This window comes from Streptomyces sp. TSRI0107 (genome assembly GCF_001905845.1).
Lineage (GTDB): Bacteria > Actinomycetota > Actinomycetes > Streptomycetales > Streptomycetaceae > Streptomyces.
The window spans coordinates 484,098-510,440 of the sequence record NZ_LIVZ01000005.1; the positions used below are offsets into that span (position 1 = coordinate 484,098).

Here is a 26,343-nt window from a genome sequence, read left to right on the forward strand (position 1 = left end):
GGCGACCGAGGAGCTGACCAGGTCCGGTACCGCCGGGTAGGGTGCGGACCCATGGGTGGCGAGAGCACGACACACACGGCCCCGCAGAGCGCGGGCGGCACAGGCAACGGCCCGGCGGGCGGCCGGACCGGACAGCGACTGTCCGGGCTGGCGGTCGCGCTGGGCCTCGTGCTGTTCCTCGCCTCCTTCGGATGGGGCGCGGTGGTCTACCGGCCGTACACCGTCCCGACCACCTCGATGGCGCCGACGATCGGCGCGGGCGACCGAGTGCTCGCCCAGCGCGTCGACGGCGCGGACGTACGCCGCGGCGACGTCGTCGTCTTCAAGGACGCCACCTGGGGCGACGCGCCGATGGTCAAGCGGGTCGTCGCCGTCGGCGGGGACACCGTCGCCTGCTGCCAGGACGGCCGGCTGACGGTCAACGGCAAGGAGATCGAGGAACCGTACCTGCCCGACGGGGAGGCCGGGTCCGCGAACTTCCCGACGGTCACCGTCCCCGAGGGGCGGCTGTTCCTGCTCGGTGACGAGCGGCACGGCTCCCTGGACTCCACGGCCCATCTGACGGACGCCGCGAGCGGCAGCGTGGCACGTGACAAGGTCTCCGCGCGGGTCGACGCCGTCGTCTGGCCCATGGACGGCATGCTGCCCCGCGCCACCGGCTTCGAGGCCCTCGGCGGCAGCCTGTCCGAGCCGGGGCCGCTGCGGACGATCGGCGCGATGGCCGTCGTGGGCGCCGTGCTGGTGCTCGGCGGCGCCGCGTACGGGCCGATCGCGCAGCGCGCCGCCCGCAACCGGAGCCGGACGGAGTCCACCGGTGCTCACTGAGGCGCCGGACGGCGGACCGGCCGGCGACGAGGTGCGCAAGGTCGCTCGCGTCGTGCTGCTCGACCCGCAGGACCGCATCCTGCTGCTGCACGGCCATGAGCCGGACGATCCGGCGGACGACTGGTGGTTCACGCCGGGCGGCGGCCTCGAGGGCGAGGAGACCCGTGAGGAGGCCGCGTTGCGGGAACTCGCGGAGGAGACGGGCATCACGGAGGTCGAACTCGGACCGGTCCTGTGGCGGCGGATGTGCTCCTTCCCGTTCGCCGGCCGCCGCTGGAACCAGGACGAGTGGTACTACCTGGCCCGTACGAGCCAGACGGCGACCGAGGCCGTGGGGCTGACCGAGCTGGAGCGGCGCAGTGTCGTCGGAGCTCGGTGGTGGACGTGTCAGGAACTGACCCGGGCACATGAGACGGTGTATCCGACCAGACTCGCCGAGCTGCTGCGCAGGCTGCTCGACGAAGGTCCCCCGGCCGGACCGGAGATCCTCGACACGGAAATCGTCTAGAGGCTCACGGGACTGGCGCACAATGGGGGGATCGCACGGCTGAAGGGGAACATGCCATGAGCGCCGAGGACCTCGAGAAGTACGAGACCGAGATGGAGCTCAAGCTCTATCGGGAGTACCGCGATGTCGTCGGTCTGTTCAAGTACGTGATCGAGACCGAGCGGCGCTTCTACCTGACCAACGACTACGAGATGCAGGTGCACTCCGTCCAGGGTGAGGTGTTCTTCGAGGTGTCCATGGCGGACGCCTGGGTGTGGGACATGTACCGGCCGGCCCGGTTCGTGAAGCAGGTCCGGGTGCTCACGTTCAAGGACGTGAACATCGAGGAGCTCAACAAGAGCGATCTGGAGCTGCCGGGCGGGTGAACGCGGCGGTCGCCGCCACCCGTGTGAGTGACGGGTTTTTCCACAGTCGCTGAGTTGTCCACCAAGATCCACTCGGTGATGGCGGGTGCGTGACAGTCGGTGCCGGAGGTGGTGCCGACATGAACGCACATCTGGCACACAGCGCACTCGGCAGGTACGGCGAGGAAGTGGCCGCCCGGCGGCTGACCGAGGCCGGCATGACGGTCCTGGAGCGCAACTGGCGCGCCGGACGGACCGGTGAGATCGACATCGTGGCGCGGGACGGCGACGTCCTCGTCGTCTGCGAGGTGAAGACCCGCAGGGCGGGGCGGTTCCAGCACCCCATGGCGGCGATCACGCCGGCCAAGGCGGGCCGCCTGCGACGGCTGGCGGAACGCTGGCTGCAGGAACACGGCGGAGCGCCACCCGGCGGGGTCCGTATCGACCTGGTCGGAGTCGTCCTGCCCGACCGGGGCGCGCCCGTCGTGGAGCACGCGCGGGGGGTGGCGTGATGGGATTCGCGCGCACCTGCTCCGTGGCCCTCGTGGGCGTGGAGGGCGTGGTCGTCGAGGTCCAGGCCGACCTGGAACCGGGCGTCGCCGCGTTCACCCTGGTGGGCCTGCCGGACAAGAGCCTCACCGAGAGCCGGGACCGGGTCCGGGCGGCGGTGGCGAACTCCGGCGCCGAGTGGCCGCAGAAGAAACTCACGATCGGCCTCAGCCCGGCCTCGGTGCCGAAGGCCGGCAGCGGGTTCGACCTCGCTGTGGCTTGTGCGGTGCTCGGCGCCGGAGAGCGCATCGACCCACGGGTGCTCGCCGACATCGTGATGATCGGCGAGCTGGGCCTGGACGGACGGGTGCGGCCGGTGCGCGGCATCCTGCCCGCCGTCCTGGCCGCGGCCGACGCCGGGTACGAACAGGTCGTCGTACCGGAGTGCGCGGCCGCCGAGGCCGCCCTGGTGCCCGGCGTGTCGGTGCTCGGCGTCCGCAGCCTGCGCCAGCTGATCGCCATCCTCGCCGACGAACCCGTGCCCGACGAGGAGAAGGAGGAACTGGGCCGCCCCGACCCGCTGCTCGCCGGACTGCGCGTCCCCGGCACCGGCGCCGCCACCGGCATGCACAGCGTGGGCGCCGCCCAGCAGGACCACGGCTACGACCTCGCCGACGTCGTCGGCCAGCTCTCGGCCCGTACGGCGGTGGAGGTCGCCGCGGCCGGCGGCCACCACCTGTTCCTCGAGGGGCCGCCCGGGGCCGGCAAGACGATGCTCGCCGAGCGGCTGCCCGGCATCCTGCCCCGGCTCAGCCGGGAGGAGTCCTTGGAGGTCACGGCGGTGCACTCGGTGGCCGGCCTGCTGCCACCGGGCAAACCCCTGGTCGACGTCCCGCCCTACTGCGCCCCGCACCACTCGGCCACCATGCAGGCACTCGTCGGTGGCGGCCCCGGCATCGCCCGGCCCGGCGCCGTGTCGCTCTCCCATAGAGGGGTGCTCTTCCTGGACGAGACTCCCGAGTTCAGCGGCCAGGCACTCGACGCGCTCCGGCAGCCCCTGGAGTCGGGGCACGTCGTGATCGCGCGCAGCGCGGGCGTGGTGCGCTTCCCGGCGAAGTTCCTGATGGTGCTCGCGGCCAACCCCTGCCCGTGCGGGCGCTTCTCTCTCACCGACAGCCTGTGCGAATGCCCGCCGTCGGCGATCCGCCGCTATCAGGCCAGGCTCTCCGGGCCGCTGCTCGACCGGGTCGACCTGCGGGTGGAGGTGGACCGGGTCTCGCGCGCCGAACTGACCGGCCTCGGCGCCCGGGGCGACTCGACCGCGACGGTCGCCGACCGCGTGCGGGCCGCGCGGGAGCGGGCGGCGGCGCGCTTCACGGGCACCCCATGGCGGACCAACAGCGAGGTGCCCGGGCGGGAACTGCGCAGCCGCTGGCACGCGGCGAGCGGCGCGATGGACGAGACCGAGCGCAGCCTGGAACGCGGGGTGCTGACCGCACGCGGGATCGACCGGGTGCTGCGGGTCGCCTGGACCGTCGCGGACCTGGTCGGCCACGACCGCCCCGACGCCACCGACGTGGCCCTGGCCCTGCAACTGCGCACGGGTGTGCCGCGCGGGGTGCCGATGGGTATCGGGGCGCTGACGTGAGTGGTGGCAGGGGGGTGAGCGGGGGTTCCGAGGTGAGCGGGCGTCCTGAGGTGAGCTGTGGCTCGGACGTGAGCGGTGGCGGTGAGGTGAGCGGTCGCCCGGAGGCGAGCGGCTGCCCGGATGCGAGCGGTGGCTCGGACGTGGGTGGTGGCTCGGACGTGAGCTGTGGCCCGGGCATGGGCCGTGGCAGTGACGTGGACGGTGGCCCCGGCCGAATCAGCGGCCCGGAGGTGAGCTGTGGCCCCGGCCGAATCAGCGGCCCGGAGGTGAGCTGTGGCCCCGGCCGAATCAGCGGCCCGGAGGTGAGCTGTGGCCCCGGCCGAATCAGCGGCCCGGAGGTGAGCTGTGGCCCCGGCCGAATCAGCGGCCCGGAGGTGAGCTGTGGCCCCGGCCGAATCAGCGGCCCGGAGGTGAGCTGTGGCCCCGGCCGGACCAGCGGCCCGGAGGTGAGCTGTGGCCCCGGCCGGACCAGCAACCCGCACGTCAGCAGTAGCCCCGCCCCGACCAGCGGCGGCCCCGACGTGAGCGACGGCGGTGATCCCGATCTGCCGGCCAGGGTCTTCCTCACTCGGGTCATCGAACCCGGCGACGAGATCGCCGGGCGGTGGGTGCGGGAGTTGGGGGTGGCGGAGGTCGTACGGCGGTTGCGGGACGGGGGGAGGCCGCTGCCCGGAGTGAGCGGGCGGCGGTGGGAGGGGCTGCGGGCGCGGGCGCTGCGGGCCGAGCCCGAGCGGGATCTCGATGTCGCCCGGGCGGCCGGGGTGCGGTTCCTCGGCCCGGGGGACGTGGAGTGGCCACGGCAGCTCGACGATCTCGGCGACGCCCGGCCGCTGGGGCTGTGGGTGCGGGGCCGGGCCGACCTGCGGATGTGGGCGTTGCGCTCCGTCGCCCTCGTGGGGGCGCGGGCCTGCACCGAGTACGGCGCCCACATGGCCGCGGGCCTCGCCGCCGGGCTGGCCGAGCGGGGATGGGTGGTCGTCTCCGGCGGTGCCTACGGTGTCGACGGCGCCGCCCACCGGGGCGCCCTCGGCGCGGGCGGCGCCACCATCGCCGTCCTGGCCTGCGGAGTCGACCGGCCCTATCCGCGCGGACACACCGAGCTGATCGCCAGGATCGCGGAGCAGGGCCTGGTCATCGGCGAGCTGCCGCCAGGGGACCATCCGACGCCCAGCAGATTCGTGCTGCGCAATCGGGTGATCGCCGCCCTCACCCGCGGCACCGTCGTCGTCGAGGCCGCCCACCGCAGCGGCTCCCTCGTCACCGCGCGGGCGGCCCAGCGGCTGGGCCGGCACACCATGGGCGTGCCCGGACCGGCGACCAGCGCACTGTCGGCGGGCGTGCACGAGCTGCTGCGCGGGGACGCCGTGCTGGTCACCGACGCGGCGGAGGTCGTGGAGCTCGTCGGAGCCATGGGCGAGCTTGCACCCGACCGGCGCGGGCCGGTGCTGCCCAGGGACCTGCTGGCACCCGGCGCGCGCCGGGTACTGGCCGCGCTGCCCGGGCGGGGCGCGGCCGCGGCACGGGAGATCGCACTCGGCGCGCAGACGACCGAGGACGACGCGGTCGCGAGACTGTACGAGCTTCGAGCACTTGGTTACGTCGAACGACACGGCGACGGCTGGAAGTTGACACGCCAGGCGATGATCTCCGTTCGGCGGCCTCGGAGCCCCTGTTGACCCAGCGTGTTCAGCCGTCCGGGGGAACCCCTACGCCCTTGGGAAATCACGGAGTTGGCGGATTGCGGCGGTCACGCAGAGCGACCGCCGTGACCCGGTAGGGCGCGCAGCGGAACGTATCTGCGCCCCCCACGCGCTCCGACGTTCGCGCACCGCGACACCTCAGTCACGCTACGCTCACGAGGATTCCGGCACAGTCCGGCAACTCCACCCCAGAGCGACAGCTCACCCACGTACCACCCTTCACGGCAGAACGGCACAAGGCGACGAATGCCCCAGCACACCTCCGGGTCCGACCGGGCGGCGGTCACACCCGCCGCCCGCGACGGTGGCAGCGTGCGGCCGCCCGCTCCCTCGACGCTCGACGAGCTCTGGCGGTCGTACAAGGCCACGGGCGACGACCGGCTGCGCGAGCAGCTGATTCTGCACTACTCGCCGCTCGTCAAATACGTGGCGGGACGGGTGAGCGTCGGTCTGCCGCCGAACGTGGAGCAGGCCGACTTCGTGTCCTCCGGGGTGTTCGGGCTCATCGACGCGATCGAGAAGTTCGACATCGACCGGGAGATCAAGTTCGAGACGTACGCGATCACGCGGATCCGGGGCGCGATGATCGACGAGCTGCGGGCCCTGGACTGGATCCCGCGCTCGGTACGGCAGAAGGCGCGCAACGTGGAGCGGGCCTACGCGACGCTGGAGGCACGGCTGCGGCGGACGCCGTCGGAGGGCGAGGTGGCCGCCGAGCTGGGGATCGCGGTGGACGAACTGCACGCCGTGTTCAGCCAGTTGTCGCTGGCCAACGTGGTGGCCCTGGAGGAGCTGCTGCACGTCGGGAGCGAGGGCGGGGACGGGCTCAGCGTCATGGACACGCTGGAGGACACCGCCGCGGACAATCCCGTGGAGGTGGCCGAGGACCGGGAGCTGCGGCGGTTCCTGGCCCGGGCGATCAACACGCTGCCGGAGCGGGAGAAGACCGTCGTCACCCTCTACTACTACGAGGGGCTCACCCTGGCCGAGATCGGGAACGTGCTCGGCGTGACCGAGAGCCGGGTCAGCCAGATCCACACCAAGTCCGTGCTCCAGCTGCGGGCGAAGCTGGCCGGCTTCGGGCGCTGAAGCGCGTACGGCACCGTCCCTCCCGCCGGGGGCGGTCGGTCCGTAAAGTGGGTTGACGTGCCAAGGATTCGAGCGGCCTCCGTGGCCGAGCACCGGTCGATGCAGCGAGCCGCCCTGCTGGACGCGGCTCGGTCCCTGTTGTCCGAGGGCGGTACGGAGGCGCTGACCTTCCCGGCTCTCGCCGAGCGGACCGGGCTGGCGCGGTCGTCCGTGTACGAGTACTTCCGGTCGCGGGCCGCGGTCGTCGAGGAGCTGTGCGAGGTCGACTTCCCCGTGTGGGCGGCGGAGGTCGAGGCGGCGATGGCCGCGGCGGACGGGCCGGAGGCCAAGGTCGAGGCCTATGTCCGGCGGCAGCTGTCGCTGGTCGGGGACCGGCGGCATCGGGCCGTGGTGGCGATCTCGGCGAGTGAGCTGGACGCGGGGGCACGGGAGAAGATCCGGGCGGCGCACGGGGCGCTCGTCGCGATGATCGTGGACGTGCTGGGGGAGATGGGGCACGCGGAGCCCCGGCTCACGGCGATGATGCTGCAGGGCGTCGTCGACTCGGCTGTACGGCGGATCGAGCTGGGCGTCGAGGAGCCGGGGGTCGTGGCGGAGGCCGCGGTGCGGATGGCGCTGCGGGGGGTCCTGGGCTGAGCCCGGTCTCCGGACCGGCCGACAAGGGTGAGCGGCCCGGCGCTACGGGGCGCCGCCCGGCTACGGCAGCGGCACTCCCAGCACCGGCAGCAGCACCGACGGGCCCTCGTTCACCAGCCACGGGGGCATGACCGACAGCGGGTCCAGGTAGGCCTCGCCTCTCCGCAACCCCCAGTGGACGCACGTGACCGGGCAGTGGGAGCCCGCCGGTTCCACCGTGCCGACCACCTCGCCCGCCGCCACCGGGTCGCCCTTCTTCACGGACGGGCGTACCGGCTCGTACGTCGTGCGCAGCGGGGGAGCGCCCGTGCCGTCGAGTTCCACGGAGACCACACCCCTCCCCGCCACCCGGCCGGCGTAGGACACCCGGCCGGCCGCGACGGCCAGGACCGGCGCGCCGGGCGCGGCCGCCAGGTCGACTCCGCGGTGGCCCCGGGCGTACGGGGACGGGGGCGGGTCCCAGGCGCGGAGGACCGGCGGGCGGCCGGGGAGGGGCCAGGTGCGGCCCACCGCCGGGACGGGTGGGGTGGGAGAGGGCGCGCCGTCCGCCCGGCCGGCCGGTGTCAGGACCGGCCACAGGCCCAGCAGCGCCGCCGTCACCAGGTACGCGTATCGCTTCGCTCGCATGCCGGAACCGTGCCGCAGCCCCGCTGATCACCGCCGGAGCCTGTGGACTACTCGCCGGTTGTGGAGAGCGGCGTCACCCGGCGCTCCGCCGGTCCCGTACACTTCTGATGGCGATCCGGGTCACCGGGTCGACTTCGCACGCCCCGACACCGGGTCCCGGCACCGTCCGGAACCCAGGAGTCAGCGCCCCTCGGTCCTTTGTGGCAACGGCGCGCTGCGGGCGTCAGGCGCGGGAGCCGTCCGGCATCCGCGGCACAACCGAGAAACTCAAGGAGAGTACGGCCATGGCCGTCGTCACGATGCGGGAGCTGCTGGAGAGCGGCGTCCACTTCGGTCACCAGACCCGTCGTTGGAACCCGAAGATGAAGCGCTTCATCTTCACGGAGCGCAACGGCATCTACATCATCGACCTGCTCCAGTCGCTGTCGTACATCGACCGCGCCTACGAGTTCGTCAAGGAGACCGTGGCCCACGGCGGCACGGTCATGTTCGTCGGCACGAAGAAGCAGGCGCAGGAGGCCATCGCCGAGCAGGCCACCCGCGTCGGCATGCCCTACGTCAACCAGCGCTGGCTGGGCGGCATGCTCACCAACTTCTCGACCGTCTACAAGCGTCTGCAGCGCCTGAAGGAGCTGGAGCAGATCGACTTCGAGGACGTCGCGTCCTCCGGTCTGACCAAGAAGGAGCTCCTGGTCCTCTCCCGCGAGAAGGCCAAGCTGGAGAAGACCCTCGGTGGTATCCGCGAGATGCAGAAGGTGCCGAGCGCCGTCTGGATCGTGGACACCAAGAAGGAGCACATCGCCGTTGGTGAGGCCCGGAAGCTGAACATTCCGGTCGTCGCGATCCTCGACACCAACTGCGACCCCGACGAGGTCGACTACAAGATCCCGGGCAACGACGACGCGATCCGCTCCGTCACCCTGCTCACCCGCGTCATCGCCGACGCCGTCGCCGAGGGCCTCATCGCCCGCAGCGGTGTCGCCACCGAGGGCAAGGGCGAGAAGGCCGCGGGCGAGCCGCTGGCCGAGTGGGAGCGCGACCTGCTCGAGGGCGAGAAGAAGGCCGAGGAGGCCCCGGCCGCCGCCGAGGCGCCCGCTGCCGAGGCGCCCGCCGCCGAGGCCGCTCCGGCCGCCGAGGGCGAGCAGGCCTGACCGTCAGCGTCAGCCGTTGACGGCGGGAGCTGACATCAAGTCCGCTCCCGCCGTTCACCCGTAGGTCAGCGCGGTGTCCGCGATCCACACCCTGGATCGCGGACCGTGCAGATCTCCGATCCTCCAGACTTCGAGAAAGATTCACAGACTCATGGCGAACTACACCGCCGCCGACGTCAAGAAGCTCCGTGAGCTCACGGGCGCCGGCATGATGGACTGCAAGAAGGCGCTGGACGAGGCCGAGGGCAACGTCGAGAAGGCTGTCGAGGCGCTGCGCATCAAGGGCCAGAAGGGCGTCGCCAAGCGCGAGGGCCGCTCCGCCGAGAACGGCGCCGTGGTCTCGATCATCGCCGACGACAACTCCTCCGGTGTCCTCGTCGAGCTGAAGTGCGAGACGGACTTCGTCGCCAAGGGCGAGAAGTTCCAGGCCGTGGCCCAGGCCATCGCCGAGCACGTCGCGAAGACCTCCCCGGCCGACCTGGAGGCCCTGCTCGCCTCCGAGATCGAGGCCGGCAAGACCGTCCAGGCGTTCGTCGACGAGGCCAACGCCAACCTGGGCGAGAAGATCGTCCTGGACCGCTTCGCGCAGTACGCCGACGGCTTCGTGCTCGCCTACATGCACCGCACGATGCCCGACCTGCCCCCGCAGATCGGTGTCCTCGTCGAGTTCGACAAGCCGAACGCCGAGGTCGCCAAGGGCATCGCCCAGCACATCGCCGCCTTCGCGCCGAAGTACCTCTCCAAGGAGGACGTCCCGGCCGAGGTCGTCGAGTCCGAGCGTCGTATCGCCGAGGAGACCACCCGCGCCGAGGGCAAGCCCGAGGCCGCGATCGCGAAGATCGTCGAGGGTCGCGTCAACGGCTTCTTCAAGGACGCCACGCTGCTCGGCCAGCCGTACGCGCTGGACAACAAGAAGTCGGTCCAGAAGGTTCTGGACGAGGCCGGTGTCACCCTGAAGCGCTTCGCGCGCATCAAGGTCGGCATCTGAGTCCGTACCGCAACGGGTACTCGATCCCGATAGGGTCGGGTGCGGTCGTTTGCGTACGCCGCCACGCAGACACGTGTGGCGGGCGACAGCAGATCTGACGAGGAGGCCATTGCCGCGCATGGGATGCGAACGACACCCCACCGGCAATGGCCTTCTTCGTATGTGCAACACGTGAAAGAGGCGGGATCCCCATGACCACCAAGGCCCAGAAGAGCGACGACGGCAAAGTGCCCGGCCGGTTTCTGCTGAAGCTGTCCGGAGAGGCCTTCTCCGGTGGCGGGGGCCTGGGCGTCGACCCCGACGTGGTGCACAAGATCGCCCGCGAGATCGCGGCCGTCGTGCGCGACGGAGCGCAGATCGCGGTCGTCATCGGCGGCGGCAACTTCTTCCGTGGCGCCGAACTCCAGCAGCGCGGCATGGACCGCGCCCGCTCCGACTACATGGGCATGCTCGGCACCGTGATGAACTGCCTCGCCCTCCAGGACTTCCTGGAGAAGGAGGGCATCGACAGCCGGGTCCAGACCGCCATCACCATGGGCCAGGTCGCCGAGCCGTACATCCCGCTGCGCGCCGTGCGCCACCTGGAGAAGGGCCGTGTGGTCATCTTCGGCGCCGGTATGGGCATGCCGTACTTCTCCACCGACACCACCGCCGCCCAGCGCGCCCTGGAGATCGACGCCGAGGCGCTGCTGATGGGCAAGAACGGAGTCGACGGGGTCTACGACTCCGACCCCAAGACCAACCCGGACGCCGTGAAGTTCGACGCGCTCGGCTACGGCGAGGTCATCACGCGCGACCTGAAGGTCGCCGACGCCACGGCCATCACGCTGTGCCGCGACAACAGCCTGCCGATCCTCGTCTTCGAGCTTCTTGCGGAGGGCAATATCGCTCGCGCCGTCAAGGGTGAGAAGATCGGCACGCTGGTGGGTGACCAGGGCAGCCGGGACTGACCGGTGACCACGGCCCCTGACCGGGGGATGGACAATGTCCTGCCGGTCGGGAACCGTGCAGGAAGAAGACGCGACGCAGCCGGCCGCCGACCACAACGTCAACCGCAGCCGGGCCTACTCAAGACACGCAGGAGCAAGTGGTGATCGAAGAGACCCTCCTCGAGGCCGAGGAGAAGATGGAGAAGGCCGTCGTGGTCGCCAAGGAGGACTTCGCCGCGATCCGCACCGGCCGTGCGCACCCGGCGATGTTCAACAAGATCGTGGCCGACTACTACGGCGCACCGACGCCGATCAACCAGCTGGCCTCGTTCTCCGTGCCGGAGCCGCGCATGGCCGTCGTGACCCCGTTCGACAAGAGCGCGCTGCGCAACATCGAGCAGGCGATCCGCGACTCCGACCTGGGCGTCAACCCGAGCAACGACGGCAACATCATCCGTGTGGTGTTCCCGGAGCTGACCGAGGAGCGCCGCCGCGAGTACATCAAGGTCGCCAAGGGCAAGGGCGAGGACGCGAAGATCTCGATCCGCTCCGTGCGCCGCAAGGCCAAGGACGCCATCGACAAGCTGATCAAGGACGGCGAGATCGGCGAGGACGAGGGCCGTCGTGCGGAGAAGGAGCTCGACGACACCACCGCGAAGTACGTCGCCCAGGTGGACGAGCTCCTGAAGCACAAGGAAGCCGAACTGCTCGAGGTCTGATGAACGACTCTTCCTGGGGGACGCCGCAGACCGGGTACTGGCAGCCGTCCGACCAGGGGCCGATCCGGGGTCCGGTCCAGCGGGCCGCCCCGGCGGGTCCCGCGTACGATGCGCTTGACGCGCAGCAGACTCGGCCCATGCCCATCGTGCCCGACGTATCCGCACACGGCGGAAACCAGGATGACGACCGGGGGGCCGCTCGGCTGAGCGGCCCCCTGTTCCGAGACGAGAGCACGTCGGCGCCGTCCCACGCTGCGACGCCGCAGAATCCGGAGCCCATGCACGACGCCCCGCAGCCGGCGCCCGCACCGCAGAAGAAGAGCGCGGGCCGCGACCTCGGTGCCGCGATAGGGGTCGGGCTCGGACTCGGCGCGGTGATCGTCGCCTCGCTGTTCGTCGTCAAGGCCGTCTTCGTCGGTGTCATCGCGGTCGCCGTGGTGGTCGGGCTGTGGGAACTGACCAAGCGCCTGGAGGAACGCAAGGGCATCCGGGCGCCGCTGGTGCCGCTCGCGATCGGCGGCGCCGCGATGGTCGTCGCCGGGTACGTCCGGGGCGCCGAGGGCGCGTGGGTCGCGATGGCGCTCACCGCGCTGGCGGTGCTGGTCTGGCGGATGACGGAACCGCCGGAGGGCTACCTCAAGGACGTCACGGCCGGCGTCTTCGCCGCGTTCTACGTGCCGTTCCTCGCCACGTTCGTCGCGATGATGCTGACGGCCGACGACGGGCCGTACCGGGTGCTGACGTTCCTGCTGCTGACGGTGGTCAGCGACACCGGGGCGTACGCGGTCGGCTGGCGGTTCGGCAAACACAAGCTGGCGCCCCGGATCAGCCCCGGCAAGACCCGCGAGGGCCTGCTGGGCGCGGTGACGTTCGCGATGGCGGTGGGCGCGCTGTGCATGCAGTTCCTGGTGGACGACGGCATCTGGTGGCAGGGCCTGCTCCTCGGCCTCGCCGTCGCGGCCAGCGCCACGCTGGGCGACCTCGGCGAGTCCATGATCAAGCGGGACCTGGGCATCAAGGACATGGGCACCCTGCTCCCCGGCCACGGCGGCATCATGGACCGGCTGGACTCCCTGCTCCCCACGGCACCGGTCGTGTGGCTCCTGCTGGTCCTCTTCGTGGGCAGCACCTGACCGCCGCACCGAACACTGACGAGCCCCCGCCCTGCCCAGGGCGGGGGCTCTGTCCTTGGTCCTTTCGGGCGGCCGGGTCACCCGATTGGATCTGCGACACTGGTAGAACCATGCCCAAGCCCGGAGAACTCACTTTCGTCGCGCCGCGCGGAGCCAAGAAGCCGCCGCGGCATCTCGCTGATCTTTCGCCCGCGGAGCGCAAGGACGCCGTCGCGGAGGTCGGTGAGAAGCCGTTCCGTGCCAAGCAGCTCTCGCAGCACTACTTCGCGCGGTACGCGCACGACCCGGAGCAGTGGACCGACATCCCCGCCGGTTCCCGCGACAAGCTGCGCGAGGCGCTGTTCCCGGAGCTGATGACCGTCGTACGGCATCTGTCGACCGATGAGGGCGCCACCCGCAAGACGCTGTGGCGGCTCTTCGACGGCACGCTCGTGGAGTCGGTGCTGATGCGCTACCCGGACCGGGTGACCATGTGCATCAGCTCGCAGGCCGGGTGCGGGATGAACTGCCCGTTCTGCGCGACGGGGCAGGCCGGTCTGGACCGGAATCTGTCGACCGCCGAGATCGTGCACCAGATCGTGGACGGCATGCGCGCGCTGCGCGACGGTGAGGTGCCCGGTGGGCCCGCGCGGCTGTCGAACATCGTCTTCATGGGGATGGGCGAGCCGCTCGCCAACTACAAGCGGGTCGTCGGCGCCATCCGCGCCCTCACCGACCCGGCCCCCGACGGGCTCGGGCTGTCGCAGCGCGGCATCACCGTGTCGACGGTGGGGCTGGTCCCCGCCATCCACCGGTTCGCCGACGAGGGCTTCAAGTGCCGGCTCGCGATCTCGCTGCACGCGCCCGACGACGAACTGCGCGACACCCTCGTACCGGTCAACACCCGGTGGAAGGTGCGCGAAGTGCTCGACGCCGGGTTCGACTACGTCGAGAAGTCCGGGCGCCGGCTGTCCATCGAGTACGCGCTGATCCGGGACATCAACGACCAGGCGTGGCGTGGCGACCGGCTCGGGCGGCTGCTCAAGGGCCGGCCCGTGCACGTCAACCTCATCCCGCTGAACCCGACACCCGGCTCGAAGTGGACCGCGTCGCGGCCCGAGGACGAGAAGGCGTTCGTCGAGGCGATCGCCGCGCATGGTGTGCCGGTGACGATCCGGGACACCCGTGGTCAGGAGATCGACGGGGCGTGTGGTCAGCTCGCGGCCACCGAGAGGTAGTCTTGCCGCCGTCCGTGCAGTAAGAACGACTGCGGTAAGTACATCTTCATATTCCGACAGGGGAGCGCCACAGCGCTGAGAGTGCGGCACACGGCCGCAGACCCTCCGAACCTGGCCCAGGTCATTCTGGGTAGGGAGATCGGTCACCACTCGAGCTGTTGCGCCCTGCCCGGAGCCTTCGGAAACTTCCGAGAGCCCCGGGCAGGGCCGCGTCTCTTCCTGGTCATCCCAGGAGGAATTCAGTGAGCATCACCAGCAAGCGGTTCGCGGCCGTCGTCGTGGGCCTCGGCATGGTCGGGCTGTCCGCGTGCGGGTCGTCCGACGGCGACCAGGCGGGCGGCGGCGACTCCAGGACCGTCACGCTCGTCAGCCACAACTCGTGGGCCGTCTCGAAGGACGTCCTCGCCGCCTTCGAGAAGGAGTCCGGCTACAAGGTCCGGGTCCTGGAGGACGGCGACGCCGGCCAGGCCGTCAACAAGGCGATCCTGACGAAGGACAACCCGCAGGGCGACGTGTTCTTCGGCGTCGACAACACGCTGCTGTCCCGCGCCCTCGACAACGGGCTGTTCCAGTCGTACGAGCCGAAGGGCTCCGACCAGGTCCTGCCCGAGTACCGCGCCGACCAGGACAAGCACCGGGTCACGCCCGTCGACACCGGCGACATCTGCGTCAACTACGACAAGGCGTACTTCAGCGAGCACAAGCTGACCCCGCCCGACTCGTTCGACGACCTGATCAAGCCGGAGTACAAGAACCTCCTGGTCACCGAGAACGCCTCGACGTCCTCGCCGGGCCTCGGCTTCCTGCTGGGCACCGCCGCCGCATACGGCGATGGGGCCACCTCCCGCTCGAGCGAAGCCGAGAGTGGGGGAGGGTGGCAGGACTACTGGAAGAAGCTGAAGGCCAACGGCGTGAAGGTGGTCGACGGCTGGGAGCAGGCCTACAACGAGGAGTTCTCGGGCTCCGCGGGCGGCAAGAAGGCGGGCGCCGACCGGCCGCTGGTCGTGTCGTACGCCTCCTCCCCGCCCGCCGAGGTGATCTACGCCGACCCCCAGCCGAAGACCGCGCCCACCGGTGTCGCCGAGGGCACCTGCTTCCGGCAGGTCGAGTACGCGGGGCTGCTGAGCAACGCGAAGAACGCGGAGGGAGGCAAGGCGCTCCTCGACTTCCTGCTCACCGAGCGGTTCCAGGCCGACATGCCGCTGAACATGTTCGTCTATCCGGTGGTCGAGGGCGCCGCGGTGCCCGAGGAGTTCGTGAAGTTCGGCCCGCAGGCCGAGGACCCCGAGACGATGGACCCGGCGAAGATCGCCGAGAACCGTGACGACTGGGTCAAGTCGTGGACCTCGCTCGTACTGAAGTAGTCGGCAAGGGGGCCGTCAGGACTCGCGGGAGCGCGGCGGCGCGGCTCGGCCTGATGGCCCTGCCCGTCGCGTTCTTCGCGGTCTTCTTCGCCTACCCCGTCGCCGCGATCGTCGCCCGCGGCCTGAACGTCGACGGGGCCTGGCGGTTCGGGCAGCCGTGGGACGTGCTCGCGCAGCCCGGCATCCGGCACGTCCTGTGGTTCACCACCTGGCAGGCGCTCGTCTCGACGGCCCTCACGCTGCTGATCGCGCTCCCCGGCGCGTATGTCTTCGCGCGCTTCGACTTCCCGGGCAAGCAGGTCCTGCGGGCCCTGGTGACGGTGCCCTTCGTGCTGCCCACGGTCGTGGTCGGCACGGCGTTCCTGGCGCTGCTCGGGCGGGGCGGGCTGCTCCAGGACCTGTGGGGCGTACGGCTGGACACCACCGTGTGGGCGATCCTGCTCGCGCACGTCTTCTTCAACTACGCCGTCGTCGTCCGCACGGTCGGCGGACTGTGGGCGCAGCTCGACCCCCGGCAGGAGGAGGCCGCGCGGATGCTCGGCGCGTCCCCCTTCCGGGCCTGGCGGCAGGTCACCCTGCCCGCGCTCGCGCCCGCCGTGGCCGCAGCCGCGCTGATGGTGTTCCTGTTCACCTTCACCTCGTTCGGCGTGGTGCAGATCCTCGGCGGCCCCGGGTTCTCCACGCTCGAGGTGGAGATCTACCGGCAGACCTCGGAGATCTTCGACCTGTCCACGGCCGCCGTGCTCACCCTCGTGCAGTTCGCCGCCGTGGGCTCGATCCTCGCCGTGCACGCATGGACGGTCCGGCGGCGGGAGACCGCGCTGCGGCTGGTGGACGCGTCGGTGACGGCGCGCCGGCCGCGCGGGGCCGGGCAGTGGGCGCTGCTCGCCGGGGTGCTCGTCACCGTCGTCGTCCTCATCCTGCTGCCGCTGGCCGTGCTGGTGCAGCGGTCCCTGGACGCGCCCGGCCTCGCCTACTACGAGGCGCTGACCCGCGAGGACGGCGGCACCTTCCTCGTCCCGCCGATCGAGGCGGTCGGCAACTCCCTGGAGTACGCCCTCGCCGCCACCGCCATCGCTGTACTGATCGGCGGTCTGGCCGCCGCGGCCCTCACCCGGCGCGACGCCGGACGGTTCGTACGAGGGTTCGACGCGCTGCTGATGCTGCCGCTCGGCGTCTCCGCGGTGACCGTCGGCTTCGGCTTCCTGATCGCGCTCGACGAACCACCGCTTGACCTGCGGGCCTCCTGGATCCTGGTGCCCCTGGCGCAGGCGCTGGTCGGGGTGCCCTTCGTCGTGCGGACCATGCTGCCCGTGCTGCGGGCGGTGGACGTACGGCTGCGCGAGGCGGCGGCGGTGCTCGGGGCGTCGCCGTGGCGGGTGTGGCGGGAGGTCGACCTGCCGATGGTGCGGCGGGCGCTGCTGGTCGCGGCCGGGTTCGCGTTCGCCGTGTCGCTGGGCGAGTTCGGGGCGACCGTCTTCATCGCCCGGCCCGACAATCCCACCCTGCCGGTCGCCGTGGCCCGGCTGCTGGGGCGGCCCGGGGACCTCAACTACGGGCAGGCGATGGCCCTGTCGACGATTCTGATGGTGGTGTGCGCGGTGGCGCTGCTGGTGCTGGAGCGACTGCGGACCGACCGGACGGGGGAGTTCTGATGCTGCTTCGGCTCGACGGTGCCACGGTGCGGTTCGGCGGGCGGGCCGTGCTCGACGCGGTCGATCTCGCCGTCGCCGAGCACGAGGTGGTGTGCGTGCTCGGGCCCAGCGGCAGCGGTAAGTCGACCCTGCTGCGGGCGGTGGCCGGACTGCAACCCCTCGACGCCGGGCGGGTGGTGCTCGACGGGCGCGACCAGACGGGGGTGCCCGCCCACCGGCGCGAGGTCGGACTGATGTTCCAGGACCACCAGCTGTTCCCGCAGCGGGACGTGGGCGGCAACGTGGCCTTCGGGCTGCGCATGCACGGCGTTGCCCGGCGCGGGCAGGACGAGCGGGTGCGGGAGTTGCTGGAGCTCGTCGGACTGCCAGGTGCCGCGCGCCGGGCCGTGGCCGCGCTGTCCGGCGGCGAGCAGCAGCGCGTCGCGCTGGCCCGCGCGCTCGCGCCCCGGCCCCGGCTGCTGATGCTCGACGAGCCGCTGGGCCAGCTCGACCGCTCGCTGCGGGAGCGGCTGGTGGTGGAACTCCGCGAGCTGTTCGGGCGGTTGGGCACCACCGTGCTCGCCGTGACCCACGACCAGGGCGAGGCGTTCGCGCTCGCCGACCGGGTCGTGGTGATGCGGGACGGGCGGATCGCCCAGTCCGGGACGCCGCTCGAGGTGTGGCAGCGGCCGGCGGACGCGTTCGTGGCCCGCTTCCTCGGCTTCGACAACGTGGTCGACGCCACCGTCACCGGGCAGGCCGCCGCCACCCCCTGGGGCAAGCTGCCGGTCCCCGAAGGCGCCGCCCAGGGGCCCGGCACACTGCTCGTACGGCCCGCCGGAGTGCGCCTGGTGGCCGCCGACGCGGGCCTGCGCTGCACGGTCGCCGCCCGCACCTTCAAGGGCACCCATGTCGCCGTGCACCTCCAGCCCGAGGGCGCCCCGCGCCTGGAGGCGGCGTGCGCGCTGCGGTCGGCGCCCGAGGTCGGGGACGTGGTCGGCGTGGAGTTCGACATGGCCGAAATCGTGGTGCTGGACCGAATGGGCGGCTCATAGGGTGCGAGTCATGACCCGACTTGCATATGACCGTTACTGCGATGAAATCGCCCACCAGGTGGGCCAGTTGAGGAATCTGATCACCTCGGGCGCAGACCTCGCCGCGACCGTGCCGACCTGTCCCGACTGGTCGTTGGAACAGCTCGTCCGGCACACCGGTGGCGCCCTGCGCTGGGCGGAGCTGCTGGTGCGCACCCGGGCCGAGGAGAAGGTCGAGCCGAGGGACGTGCCGGGCGCCGGCGGTCCCGAGGCCAGGGGCGACGCGGCGGCGCTGGACTCCTGGCTGGCCGAGACCGGCGAGGCGGTCGTCGCGACGCTGCGGGAGGCCGGTCCCGACGCCGAGGTGTGGGCGTGGTCCGGCATCAACAGCAGCGGGTTCTGGGCGCGCCGGATGACCCATGAGATCACCGTGCACCGTGCCGACGCGGCGCTCACCGTGGGGCAGCCCTACGAGGTGGCGCCCGAGGTGGCGGCCGACGCCGTGGACGAGTGGCTGGAGATCGTGCGGTTCATGCAGCGCGTCATGCCGGACGGCCCGGCGGGCGGACTGCGCGGCACGGGGCGCGGCATCCACCTCCACGCGACCGACGCCGCGCCCGGACTCGACGCCGAGTGGGTCATCGAGCTGACCGAGGACGGGGTCGACTGGCGCCGCGGCCACGAGAAGACGGCCGTCGCCCTGCGCGGCCCGCTCACCTCGGTGCTGCTCGCCTTCTACCGCCGGCTGCCCCTGGACAGCCCGGAGGTCGAGGTGCTCGGCGACCGGGAGCTGCTGGAGTTCTGGCTGGAGCGGGCGACGTTCGGCTGAGCCGGACCGGACCCCCGACGCGCCGACGCCGCAGGCCCGCCCCCGTGGTCGTAGCGGGGGCGGGCCGTCGTACGTGAAGGACCAGTGGTACCTGGTTGACCTGGTTGATCAGCGGTACGTGGTGATCAGCGGTCGCCGTTCGTGCCGCGGCGGCGCATGCCGAGGAACACCGCGCCACCACCGACGACGACCAGAGCGGCCGCGATGCCGACGATCAGCCCGGTGCTGGAGCTCGCGCCGGTGTCGGCGAGGTGGGACTCGCCGACCGCGGGCGCCGGGGCGTTGCTCGGAGTGTCAGCGGATGCCGAGCCGTCGCTCCCGGAGTCGGACGGGGCGGACGGAGTGGACGGGGCGGAGGGTGCCGCGGTGGCGGTGCCGGCCGGGGCCGACGGGGTGCCCGAGGGGGACTCGGACTCCGACGGGGTGCCGGACGGGGTCGGCGTCGGCGTGGGCGTGGGCGCCGGGGTGTCCCCGGCCGCGCAGGCGGTGGACGGGGTGGTCAGGAACGGCGCGATGTCCTCGTCGACCTGGTTCCCGGCCTTGACGCGGATGCGGTAGGTGGCGTTCGGCTCCCAGTCCTCCGCGAAGGTGACCGTGGCGCCCTCGCGTGAGCCCTTGACCTTCCGGCTGCCGACGAAGCGGGCGTCGGCGCCGTTGTTCTCCAGATAGACCGAGACCGTCGCCGGGGTGCCGGAGGGGTCTTCGTCGGTGACCGTGATGACGCCCTTGGCGCCGTCGCAGTCCGCCGCGGCGGAGAAATCGCCGATGTCATCGGCGAGGGCGGTGCCGGCGGCGCCGAGCGCCAGCGCGGCGGAAGCGGACAGGACACCGAGCATGCGCACGGGACGTGCGACGTTACGGCGGGTTATGGACACGTTTGTCCTTACGGGATACGCACATGCGGGGGGTTGACGGGGGCGGGGTGACGCCCGCCTGTGGCAGGCGCCCCGGCGTCCCCAGGAGGCTCACAGGTTTATAAGCGCTCCGTAAGAAGTGTCAACGCATATGCCCGGCACGGGCGTTGCCTTTGCCCGCTTATTAACCGCCCGCACGTTTCGACGCGCCGTCAGCCCTCCACGGCCGCCGGGTCCATCCAGACGACCTCCCAGGTGTGGCCGTCGAGGTCGTCGAAGGCGCGGCCGTACATGAAGCCCATGTCCTGGGTCTCGCCGGTGGCCTTGCCGCCCGCCGCGATCGCCTTGTCCACCAGCTCGTCGACCTTCTCGCGGCTCTCCGCGCTGAGCGCGATGAGGACCTCGCTGCTCTTCGTGGCGTCGACGATCTCCTTCTTGGTGAACTGGGCGTACTTCTCCTTGGTGAGCAGCATCGCGATGATCGTGTCGCTGATCACCACGCTGGCCGCCGTCTCGTCGCTGAACTGGGCGTTGATCGAGTAGCCCAGCTCGGTGAAGAACTTCTTCGAGGCGTCGAGGTCGCCGACGGCCAGATTCACGAAGATCATCTGCTGGTACATGGTGAGGTCTCTCCCTGGGGTGGTGCCGGGTTTCCCGGTTCCGTTGTCGTTCTCGTGGGGTTGGACCGGGGGGCCGACAGGAACTCATCGGCGTTCGGAGATTTTTTTCGTACGAGTTCCGAGCGGGCCGCGAATCAGCGGGCCAGCGGCTGGGCCGCCAGCGCCGCGACGAGCAGGGTCAGCGGACCGAACACCGTCAGCAGCGCACCGGCGCGCAACGCGGCGGCGCCGCGCAGCACGGTGGCGGGGGCGCCCAGGCGGAGCAGGGCGGCGGTGGTGTCGGCGCGGACCTGCCGCGCCTCCACAGCGGCGGTGAGGAGGGTCGCGGTGGTGCAGCCGGCGACCAGGAACGCGCCCAGCGTGGTGAGCGGGCCGAGGGCGGCCTGGTCCTGGAGCACGGCGAGGGCGTAGCCGGCGGAGGCCACCGCGCACACCACGCCCAGGGGGCGGCCGATGCGGCCGGACTCAGCCATCAGGGCGCGGCCCGCGAGGAGGCGCAGCGCGCCGGGGTGGGCGGCTTGCAGCAGCCGGCCGCAGAGGTGGGTCAGGCCGGGGCCGGCCAGCGCGAGCCCCACGGCGGTCAGCGCCCAGCCGACCAGGACGCCGAGCGGCCCCGCGCCCAGGCCGCCGGGCATGGTGACGTCGGTGGGGACGGCGGTGCGCCCCGCGTAGGCCTCGGCGGCCAGCCCGGCGGCGAGGGTGGCGATGCCCCAGGGGAGGGTCGCGGTCGGGTTGGGGGCGGGCGCCTGCGCGGTACCCGGCGTCACGCTGCGGGGATCGGGCGCGCCGTCCGGGTCCGCAGCGGTCGCGCCGTCCGGGGCCGGCGCGTTCGCGCCGCCCGGCGCCGGCCGGGTGCCGCCCGCGCCCGTCTGTGCCACGGACGGTACGACCGCCCGCGGGCCGCCGGTGCCTCCCGTGGCCCGCCGGTCACCCGCACGGGAACCGAATCTCCCGTACGTGCCGAACGTCTCCGGCCCCCGTGTCCGGCCCCCGAACGCGCCGAAGCGGCCGAAGTGGCGGTGGGACGTCTGGGGCCGGGGGTCCTGGGGGCGGAGGGTGAGGGCCACCGAGAGGGACGCGGTCGTCGGGATCGAGGCCAGAAGGGTGAGGGTCGCCGGGAGGGGGAGTGGCTGGTCGGCCGCCAGGAACTCCGCCGCCGCGCCGTCGAAGGGCAGGCCGGTGAGGTCGCCGCGCAGGTGGAGGAAGAAGAGCAGGGCCAGCATGGAGCCCAGGGTGGTGGCCAGGGCGGTGGTGACCGTCGAGATGGCCATCAGGCGGGCCGGGCCCAGGCCGATCGCCGCGAGGCCGGGGCGCGGCGCCGTCGCGGGGTCGGTGCGGGCGACCGCGACGGCGAAGTGGACCGTCGCGGCGAGCGGGACCGCGCACCAGGCGAGCCGGAGCAGCAGGGACCCGGCGGGGGCGTCGGGGTGGCCGAGCGCGTAGCCCAGTGCGGACAGCAGGAGGAAGCCCGTACCCGCCGAGGCCGCCGCGACGAGCAGGCGGCGCAGCTGGACGGCCGGGTGGGCGCTGCGGGTCAGGCGGAGAGCGAGCACGCGGCCCGGCCTTCCGTCTCGGGGGCCGGGGGCAGGTGGACGGTGGTGACGCGGCGTCCGTCCAGCAGGGAGACCGTGCGGTCGGCGAGGGCCGCGGTCTCCGCGTCGTGGGTGGCCAGCAGCACCGTGATGCCGTGCGAGCGGGCCGCCGTCGTGAGGGTGCGCAGCACGTGACCGCGGTCCGCGCGGTGCAGTGGCGCGGTCGGCTCGTCCGCGAACAGGACGGTGGGCGCGGGGGCGAGCGCGCGGGCGATGCAGACGCGCTGGCGTTCGGACTGGAGCAGGTCGGCGGGCCGTTTGCGGGACTTCTCGCCGATGTCGAGGCGTTCCAGCCACTCCTGGGCGGCGACCTTGGCCCGGCGCCGGCTGGTGCCGCGCAGCATCAGCGGGAGCGCGGCGTTCTCCCAGACGTTCAGCTCCGGTACGAGGGAGGGGGCGGGGTCGATCCAGCCGAACCGGTCGCGGCGCAGCCGTTCACGGGCGATGGGGCCCATGGTGTGCACGGGGACGCTGTTGAACCAGACCTCGCCGCGCTGGGCGCGCAGCTGCCCGGACAGACAGCCCAGCAGGGTGCTCTTGCCGCTGCCGCGCGGGCCGTTGACGGCCAGGATCTCGCCCTCGCGGACGCCGAGCGAGACGCCGTTCAGCGCGGGCGAGCCGTCCCGGTGCGTGAAGTGCAGTGACCGTGCCCAGAGCACGTCGTTGTCCGGCGGGGCCTCCATGGGCGTACACCTCGGTTCAGATCCGTAGTTCCCGTGCCTGTTCCCCCGTGCGGGGGAACGAAGACGGGGCCGATCGGTTACCAGGCACGCTAGGGATCCGGGGCGGGAACGCCGGACAGCACGCGGCCCGGGGTGCGCCCTTCTCACTCGTTCGGGCGCACCCCGGGCCACGGCACCGCGGGGATCTACAGCTTGGTCCACGCCTCCGTCAGGGTGGCGCGCAGGATCTGCTCGATCTCGTCGAACGTCTCCTGGTCGGAGATCAGCGGCGGGGCGAGCTGGATGACCGGGTCACCCCGGTCGTCGGCGCGGCAGTACAGGCCGTTGTCGAAGAGGGCCTTCGACAGGAAGCCGTACAGGACGCGCTCGGTCTCCTCCTCGTTGAAGGACTCCTTGGTGTTCTTGTCCTTCACCAGCTCGATGCCGTAGAAGAAGCCGTTGCCGCGGACGTCGCCGACGATCGGCAGGTCGTGCAGCTTCTGCAGGGTCTGCAGGAAGGCGCCCTCGTTGTCCAGCACGTGCTGGGTGAGGTTCTCGCGCTCGAACAGGTCGAGGTTGGCGAGGCCCACCGCGGCCGACACGGGGTGACCGCCGAAGGTGTAGCCGTGCAGGAAGGTGTTGTCGCCCTTGTAGAACGGCTCGGCGATGCGGTCGGAGACGATGCACGCGCCGATCGGGGAGTAGCCCGAGGTCATGCCCTTGGCGCAGGTGATCATGTCCGGGACGTAGCCGAACTTGTCGCAGGCGAAGATCGTGCCGAGGCGGCCGAAGGCGCAGATGACCTCGTCCGACACCAGCAGCACGTCGTACTTGTCGCAGATCTCGCGGACCCGCTGGAAGTAGCCGGGCGGCGGCGGGAAGCAGCCGCCGGCGTTCTGCACCGGCTCCAGGAAGACCGCGGCAACCGTCTCGGGGCCCTCGAAGAGGATCTGCTGCTCGATCTGGTCGGCGGCCCAGCGGCCGAAGGCCTCGGGGTCGTCGCCGAAGATCGGGGCGCGGTAGATGTTGGTGTTCGGCACCTTGTGCGCGCCGGGCACCAGCGGCTCGAACGGGGCCTTCAGGCCCGGCAGGCCGGTGATGGACAGGGCGCCCTGCGGGGTGCCGTGGTAGGCGACCGCGCGGGAGATGACCTTGTACTTGGTCGGCTTGCCCTGGAGCTTGAAGTACTGCTTGGCGAGCTTCCAGGCGGTCTCGACCGCCTCGCCGCCGCCGGTGGTGAAGAAGACCTTGTTGAGGTCGCCCGGCGCGTAGTCGGCGAGCCGCTCCGCGAGCTCGACGGCCTTCGGGTGGGCGTAGGACCAGACGGGGAAGAACGCCAGTTCCTGGGCCTGCTTGAAGGCGGTCTCGGCGAGCTCCGTGCGGCCGTGACCGGCCTGGACCACGAACAGGCCCGCGAGACCGTCGAGGTAGCGCTTGCCCTTGTCGTCGTAGATGTAGGTGCCCTCACCGCGGACGATGGTCGGGACGGGGGAGTTCTCGTACGACGACATGCGGGTGAAGTGCATCCACAGGTGGTCGTACGCGCTCTGGCTGAGGTCCTTGGTGCTCACGGTTATCGGGTCCTCACGGGTTATCGGGTTCCCCACATGTAGGTCTGCTTCTTGAGCTTCAGGTAGACGAAGCTCTCGGTGGAGCGCACGCCGGGCAGCGCCCGGATGCGCTTGTTGATGACGGACAGCAGGTGGTCGTCGTCCTCGCAGACGATCTCGGCGAGGATGTCGAACGAGCCCGCGGTCATCACCACGTACTCCACTTCCGCCATGCCGGTCAGCGCGTCGGCGACGGACTCCACGTCGCCCTCGACGTTGATCCCGACCATCGCCTGCCGGCGGAAGCCCACGGTGAGCGGGTCCGTGACGGCGACGATCTGCATCACGCCCTGGTCGAGCAGCTTCTGGACGCGCTGGCGCACGGCGGCCTCCGACAGGCCCACGGCCTTGCCGATGGCGGCGTACGGCCGGCGGCCGTCCTGCTGGAGCTGTTCGATGATGGCGAGGGAGACGGCATCCAGCTGGGGGGTGCCGTTCCTGGACTCGCGGGAGTCCCTCTGGTCTGCGCTTCGACTGGCCACGACCTCACTGTGCACGAGGACTCGATAGTTTTGCAAGGCAGGATCGATGAAATCCGTTGTTTGTGAGATTCCAGCTTGCGGATTTCGCAGATTCGACGCGCCGGGGGGTGTTGAAACCGTGGGTCGAGCGACTAGGGTGGGCATCTCAAGGAATGGACACCGACAGGAGGGCCGGCAGTGACCACCGAACTGCGTCGCCTGCGCAACTACATCGACGGAGAGTTCCGGGACGCCGCCGACGGACGCACCACCGAGGTGGTGAACCCCGCCACCGGCGAGGCGTACGCCACCGCGCCGCTGTCCGGGCAGGCCGACGTCGACGCCGCCATGGCGGCCGCCGAGGCCGCGTTCCCGGCGTGGCGGGACACGACCCCCGCCGAACGGCAGAAGGCCCTTCTGAAGATCGCGGACGCGTTCGAGGAGCGCGCCGAGGAACTGATCGCGGCCGAGGTGGAGAACACGGGCAAGCCCGTCGGGCTGACCCGCACCGAGGAGATCCCGCCGATGGTCGACCAGATCCGCTTCTTCGCGGGTGCCGCGCGGATGCTGGAGGGCCGCTCCGCCGGTGAGTACATGGACGGTCTGACCTCGATCATCCGCCGTGAGCCGGTCGGCGTCTGCGCCCAGGTGGCGCCGTGGAACTACCCGATGATGATGGCCGTGTGGAAGTTCGCCCCGGCCATCGCCGCGGGCAACACCGTCGTGCTGAAGCCGTCGGACACCACCCCGGCCTCCACCGTGCTGATCGCCGACATCATGGGCTCGATCCTGCCCAAGGGCGTCTTCAACGTCATCTGCGGCGACCGCGAGACCGGCCGCCTCATGGTCGAGCACCCGACCCCGGCGATGGCCTCCATCACCGGCTCGGTGCGCGCCGGCATGGCCGTCGCCGAGTCCGCCGCCAAGGACGTCAAGCGCGTCCACCTGGAGCTCGGCGGCAAGGCCCCGGTCGTCGTCTTCGAGGACACCGACATCGCCAAGGCCGTCGAGGACATCTCCGCCGCGGGCTTCTTCAACGCCGGCCAGGACTGTACGGCCGCCACCCGCGTGCTGGTCCAGGAGTCCATCCACGACGAGTTCGTCGCCGCGCTCGCCAAGGCCGCCGCCGAGACCAAGACCGGCCAGCCGGACGACGAGGACGTGGCGTACGGCCCGCTGAACAACCCCAACCAGCTCAAGCAGGTCGCCGGCTTCATCGAGCGGCTGCCCGCGCACGCCAAGGTCGAGGCGGGCGGCCACCAGGTCGGCGACAAGGGCTACTTCTACGCCCCGACCGTCGTCTCCGGCCTCAAGCAGGACGACGAGATCGTCCAGAACGAGGTCTTCGGCCCGGTCATCACCGTGCAGTCCTTCACCGACGAGGAGCAGGCGGTCACCTGGGCCAACGGCGTCGAGTACGCCCTCGCCTCCTCCGTGTGGACCAAGGACCACGGCCGAGCCATGCGGATGTCCAAGAAGCTCGACTTCGGCTGCGTGTGGATCAACACCCACATCCCGCTGGTCGCCGAGATGCCGCACGGCGGCTTCAAGAAGTCCGGCTACGGCAAGGACCTGTCGGGCTACGGCTTCGAGGACTACACCCGCATCAAGCACGTCATGACGTCGCTGGACGCATGATCCCGCGGGAGTACGTGAACCCGTGACCCGTGGCCCCGGACG

26 protein-coding genes and 1 riboswitch are annotated in these 26,343 nt (G+C 71.5%); of the genes, 19 read left to right on the forward strand and 7 right to left on the reverse strand.

Annotation, left to right across the window (positions count from 1 at the left end; translation table 11 throughout):
- The first annotated feature begins 51 nt into the window (after positions 1–51).
- From lepB to AMK31_RS15980, 8 genes are all read left to right on the forward strand, one after another.
- Positions 52–825 carry a signal peptidase I gene (gene lepB, locus AMK31_RS15945; RefSeq protein WP_073941171.1) on the forward strand — a complete coding sequence of 258 codons (774 nt, stop codon included), beginning with the start codon at positions 52–54 and terminating at the stop codon, positions 823–825.
- Entirely contained in the window at positions 815–1,333 is a 519-nt protein-coding gene (locus AMK31_RS15950) for an NUDIX hydrolase (RefSeq protein WP_073941172.1), read from the forward strand. Before lepB ends, AMK31_RS15950 begins: the two co-directional genes overlap by 11 nt.
- A gap of 56 nt (positions 1,334–1,389) precedes the next feature.
- Positions 1,390–1,698 carry a DUF2469 domain-containing protein gene (locus tag AMK31_RS15955; protein ID WP_003965949.1) on the forward strand — a complete coding sequence of 103 codons (309 nt, stop codon included), beginning with the start codon at positions 1,390–1,392 and terminating at the stop codon, positions 1,696–1,698.
- An 89-nt stretch (positions 1,699–1,787) separates the two neighbouring features.
- The gene (locus AMK31_RS15960; RefSeq protein WP_073941173.1) at positions 1,788–2,189 is read left to right on the forward strand and encodes a YraN family protein; all 402 of its coding nucleotides are present in this window, start codon (positions 1,788–1,790) and stop codon (positions 2,187–2,189) included.
- The gene (locus tag AMK31_RS15965; RefSeq protein ID WP_073941174.1) at positions 2,189–3,814 is read left to right on the forward strand and encodes a YifB family Mg chelatase-like AAA ATPase; all 1,626 of its coding nucleotides are present in this window, start codon (positions 2,189–2,191) and stop codon (positions 3,812–3,814) included. Before AMK31_RS15960 ends, AMK31_RS15965 begins: the two co-directional genes overlap by 1 nt.
- Positions 3,815–4,335: 521 nt before the next feature.
- Positions 4,336–5,490: a DNA-processing protein DprA gene (dprA, locus tag AMK31_RS15970; RefSeq protein WP_073941175.1), complete on the forward strand. Its 1,155-nt coding sequence runs from the start codon at positions 4,336–4,338 to the stop codon at positions 5,488–5,490.
- Positions 5,491–5,760: 270 nt separating this feature from the next.
- Positions 5,761–6,603, forward strand: a complete 843-nt coding sequence (gene whiG, locus AMK31_RS15975) for an RNA polymerase sigma factor WhiG (protein WP_073941176.1) — start codon at positions 5,761–5,763, stop codon at positions 6,601–6,603.
- Between the two features lie 81 nt (positions 6,604–6,684).
- Entirely contained in the window at positions 6,685–7,239 is a 555-nt protein-coding gene (locus tag AMK31_RS15980) for a TetR/AcrR family transcriptional regulator (RefSeq protein WP_073941177.1), read from the forward strand.
- Between the two features lie 60 nt (positions 7,240–7,299).
- On the opposite strand, the gene AMK31_RS15985 is transcribed toward AMK31_RS15980, so the two are convergent.
- Complete coding sequence (locus AMK31_RS15985; protein ID WP_073941178.1) at positions 7,300–7,866, reverse strand: murein hydrolase activator EnvC family protein; 567 nt, start codon at positions 7,864–7,866, stop codon at positions 7,300–7,302.
- Between the two features lie 284 nt (positions 7,867–8,150).
- Here AMK31_RS15985 and rpsB point away from each other — a divergent pair, with 284 nt between their 5' ends.
- The 10 genes from rpsB (at position 8,151) to AMK31_RS16035 (ending at position 18,864) form a co-directional block, all read left to right on the forward strand.
- Positions 8,151–9,017 carry a 30S ribosomal protein S2 gene (gene rpsB, locus AMK31_RS15990; RefSeq protein WP_073941179.1) on the forward strand — a complete coding sequence of 289 codons (867 nt, stop codon included), beginning with the start codon at positions 8,151–8,153 and terminating at the stop codon, positions 9,015–9,017.
- Between the two features lie 151 nt (positions 9,018–9,168).
- Positions 9,169–10,005: a translation elongation factor Ts gene (tsf, locus tag AMK31_RS15995; RefSeq protein ID WP_073941180.1), complete on the forward strand. Its 837-nt coding sequence runs from the start codon at positions 9,169–9,171 to the stop codon at positions 10,003–10,005.
- A 191-nt stretch (positions 10,006–10,196) separates the two neighbouring features.
- Positions 10,197–10,955, forward strand: a complete 759-nt coding sequence (gene pyrH, locus AMK31_RS16000) for a UMP kinase (RefSeq protein WP_073941181.1) — start codon at positions 10,197–10,199, stop codon at positions 10,953–10,955.
- Between the two features lie 140 nt (positions 10,956–11,095).
- A complete protein-coding gene (gene frr, locus AMK31_RS16005) occupies positions 11,096–11,653 on the forward strand; it encodes a ribosome recycling factor (protein WP_043506945.1) in 558 nt (185 codons plus the stop codon).
- Positions 11,653–12,786: a phosphatidate cytidylyltransferase gene (locus AMK31_RS16010; RefSeq protein ID WP_073941182.1), complete on the forward strand. Its 1,134-nt coding sequence runs from the start codon at positions 11,653–11,655 to the stop codon at positions 12,784–12,786. The genes frr and AMK31_RS16010 overlap by 1 nt, the downstream gene beginning before the upstream one ends.
- A gap of 110 nt (positions 12,787–12,896) precedes the next feature.
- Positions 12,897–14,003: a 23S rRNA (adenine(2503)-C(2))-methyltransferase RlmN gene (gene rlmN, locus AMK31_RS16015; RefSeq protein ID WP_073941183.1), complete on the forward strand. Its 1,107-nt coding sequence runs from the start codon at positions 12,897–12,899 to the stop codon at positions 14,001–14,003.
- A 48-nt stretch (positions 14,004–14,051) separates the two neighbouring features.
- A riboswitch (TPP riboswitch) is annotated at positions 14,052–14,158 on the forward strand.
- Positions 14,159–14,293: 135 nt separating this feature from the next.
- Positions 14,294–15,367, forward strand: coding sequence for a thiamine ABC transporter substrate-binding protein (locus AMK31_RS16020; RefSeq protein WP_107468630.1), 1,074 nt, complete (start codon positions 14,294–14,296; stop codon positions 15,365–15,367).
- Positions 15,343–17,022: an ABC transporter permease gene (locus AMK31_RS16025; RefSeq protein WP_073941185.1), complete on the forward strand. Its 1,680-nt coding sequence runs from the start codon at positions 15,343–15,345 to the stop codon at positions 17,020–17,022. Before AMK31_RS16020 ends, AMK31_RS16025 begins: the two co-directional genes overlap by 25 nt.
- Positions 17,022–18,056 (forward strand): ABC transporter ATP-binding protein, encoded by a 1,035-nt coding sequence (locus tag AMK31_RS16030; RefSeq protein WP_073941186.1) that lies wholly within the window; start codon positions 17,022–17,024, stop codon positions 18,054–18,056. The genes AMK31_RS16025 and AMK31_RS16030 overlap by 1 nt, the downstream gene beginning before the upstream one ends.
- A 10-nt stretch (positions 18,057–18,066) precedes the next feature.
- Positions 18,067–18,864, forward strand: coding sequence for a maleylpyruvate isomerase family mycothiol-dependent enzyme (locus AMK31_RS16035; RefSeq protein ID WP_073941187.1), 798 nt, complete (start codon positions 18,067–18,069; stop codon positions 18,862–18,864).
- A 125-nt stretch (positions 18,865–18,989) separates the two neighbouring features.
- Here the strand turns inward: AMK31_RS16035 and AMK31_RS16040 are convergent, their stop codons facing one another.
- From AMK31_RS16040 to AMK31_RS16065, 6 genes are all read right to left on the reverse strand, one after another.
- Positions 18,990–19,700: an LAETG motif-containing sortase-dependent surface protein gene (locus tag AMK31_RS16040; protein ID WP_241842656.1), complete on the reverse strand. Its 711-nt coding sequence runs from the start codon at positions 19,698–19,700 to the stop codon at positions 18,990–18,992.
- Positions 19,701–19,930: 230 nt separating this feature from the next.
- Positions 19,931–20,338: a VOC family protein gene (locus tag AMK31_RS16045; RefSeq protein WP_073941189.1), complete on the reverse strand. Its 408-nt coding sequence runs from the start codon at positions 20,336–20,338 to the stop codon at positions 19,931–19,933.
- A gap of 134 nt (positions 20,339–20,472) precedes the next feature.
- A complete protein-coding gene (locus AMK31_RS16050; RefSeq protein ID WP_073941190.1) occupies positions 20,473–21,891 on the reverse strand; it encodes a hypothetical protein in 1,419 nt (472 codons plus the stop codon).
- Positions 21,873–22,613 (reverse strand): ABC transporter ATP-binding protein, encoded by a 741-nt coding sequence (locus AMK31_RS16055; protein ID WP_073941191.1) that lies wholly within the window; start codon positions 22,611–22,613, stop codon positions 21,873–21,875. Before AMK31_RS16055 ends, AMK31_RS16050 begins: the two co-directional genes overlap by 19 nt.
- Before the next feature lie 185 nt (positions 22,614–22,798).
- Positions 22,799–24,163 carry an aspartate aminotransferase family protein gene (locus AMK31_RS16060; RefSeq protein WP_073941192.1) on the reverse strand — a complete coding sequence of 455 codons (1,365 nt, stop codon included), beginning with the start codon at positions 24,161–24,163 and terminating at the stop codon, positions 22,799–22,801.
- A 20-nt stretch (positions 24,164–24,183) separates the two neighbouring features.
- On the reverse strand, positions 24,184–24,699 hold the full coding sequence (locus tag AMK31_RS16065; protein ID WP_073941193.1) for an Lrp/AsnC family transcriptional regulator: 516 nt from the start codon (positions 24,697–24,699) through the stop codon (positions 24,184–24,186).
- Between the two features lie 162 nt (positions 24,700–24,861).
- On the opposite strand from AMK31_RS16065, the gene AMK31_RS16070 reads away from it, so the two are divergent.
- On the forward strand, positions 24,862–26,301 hold the full coding sequence (locus tag AMK31_RS16070) for a gamma-aminobutyraldehyde dehydrogenase (RefSeq protein ID WP_073941194.1): 1,440 nt from the start codon (positions 24,862–24,864) through the stop codon (positions 26,299–26,301).
- Positions 26,302–26,343: the final 42 nt, after the last annotated feature.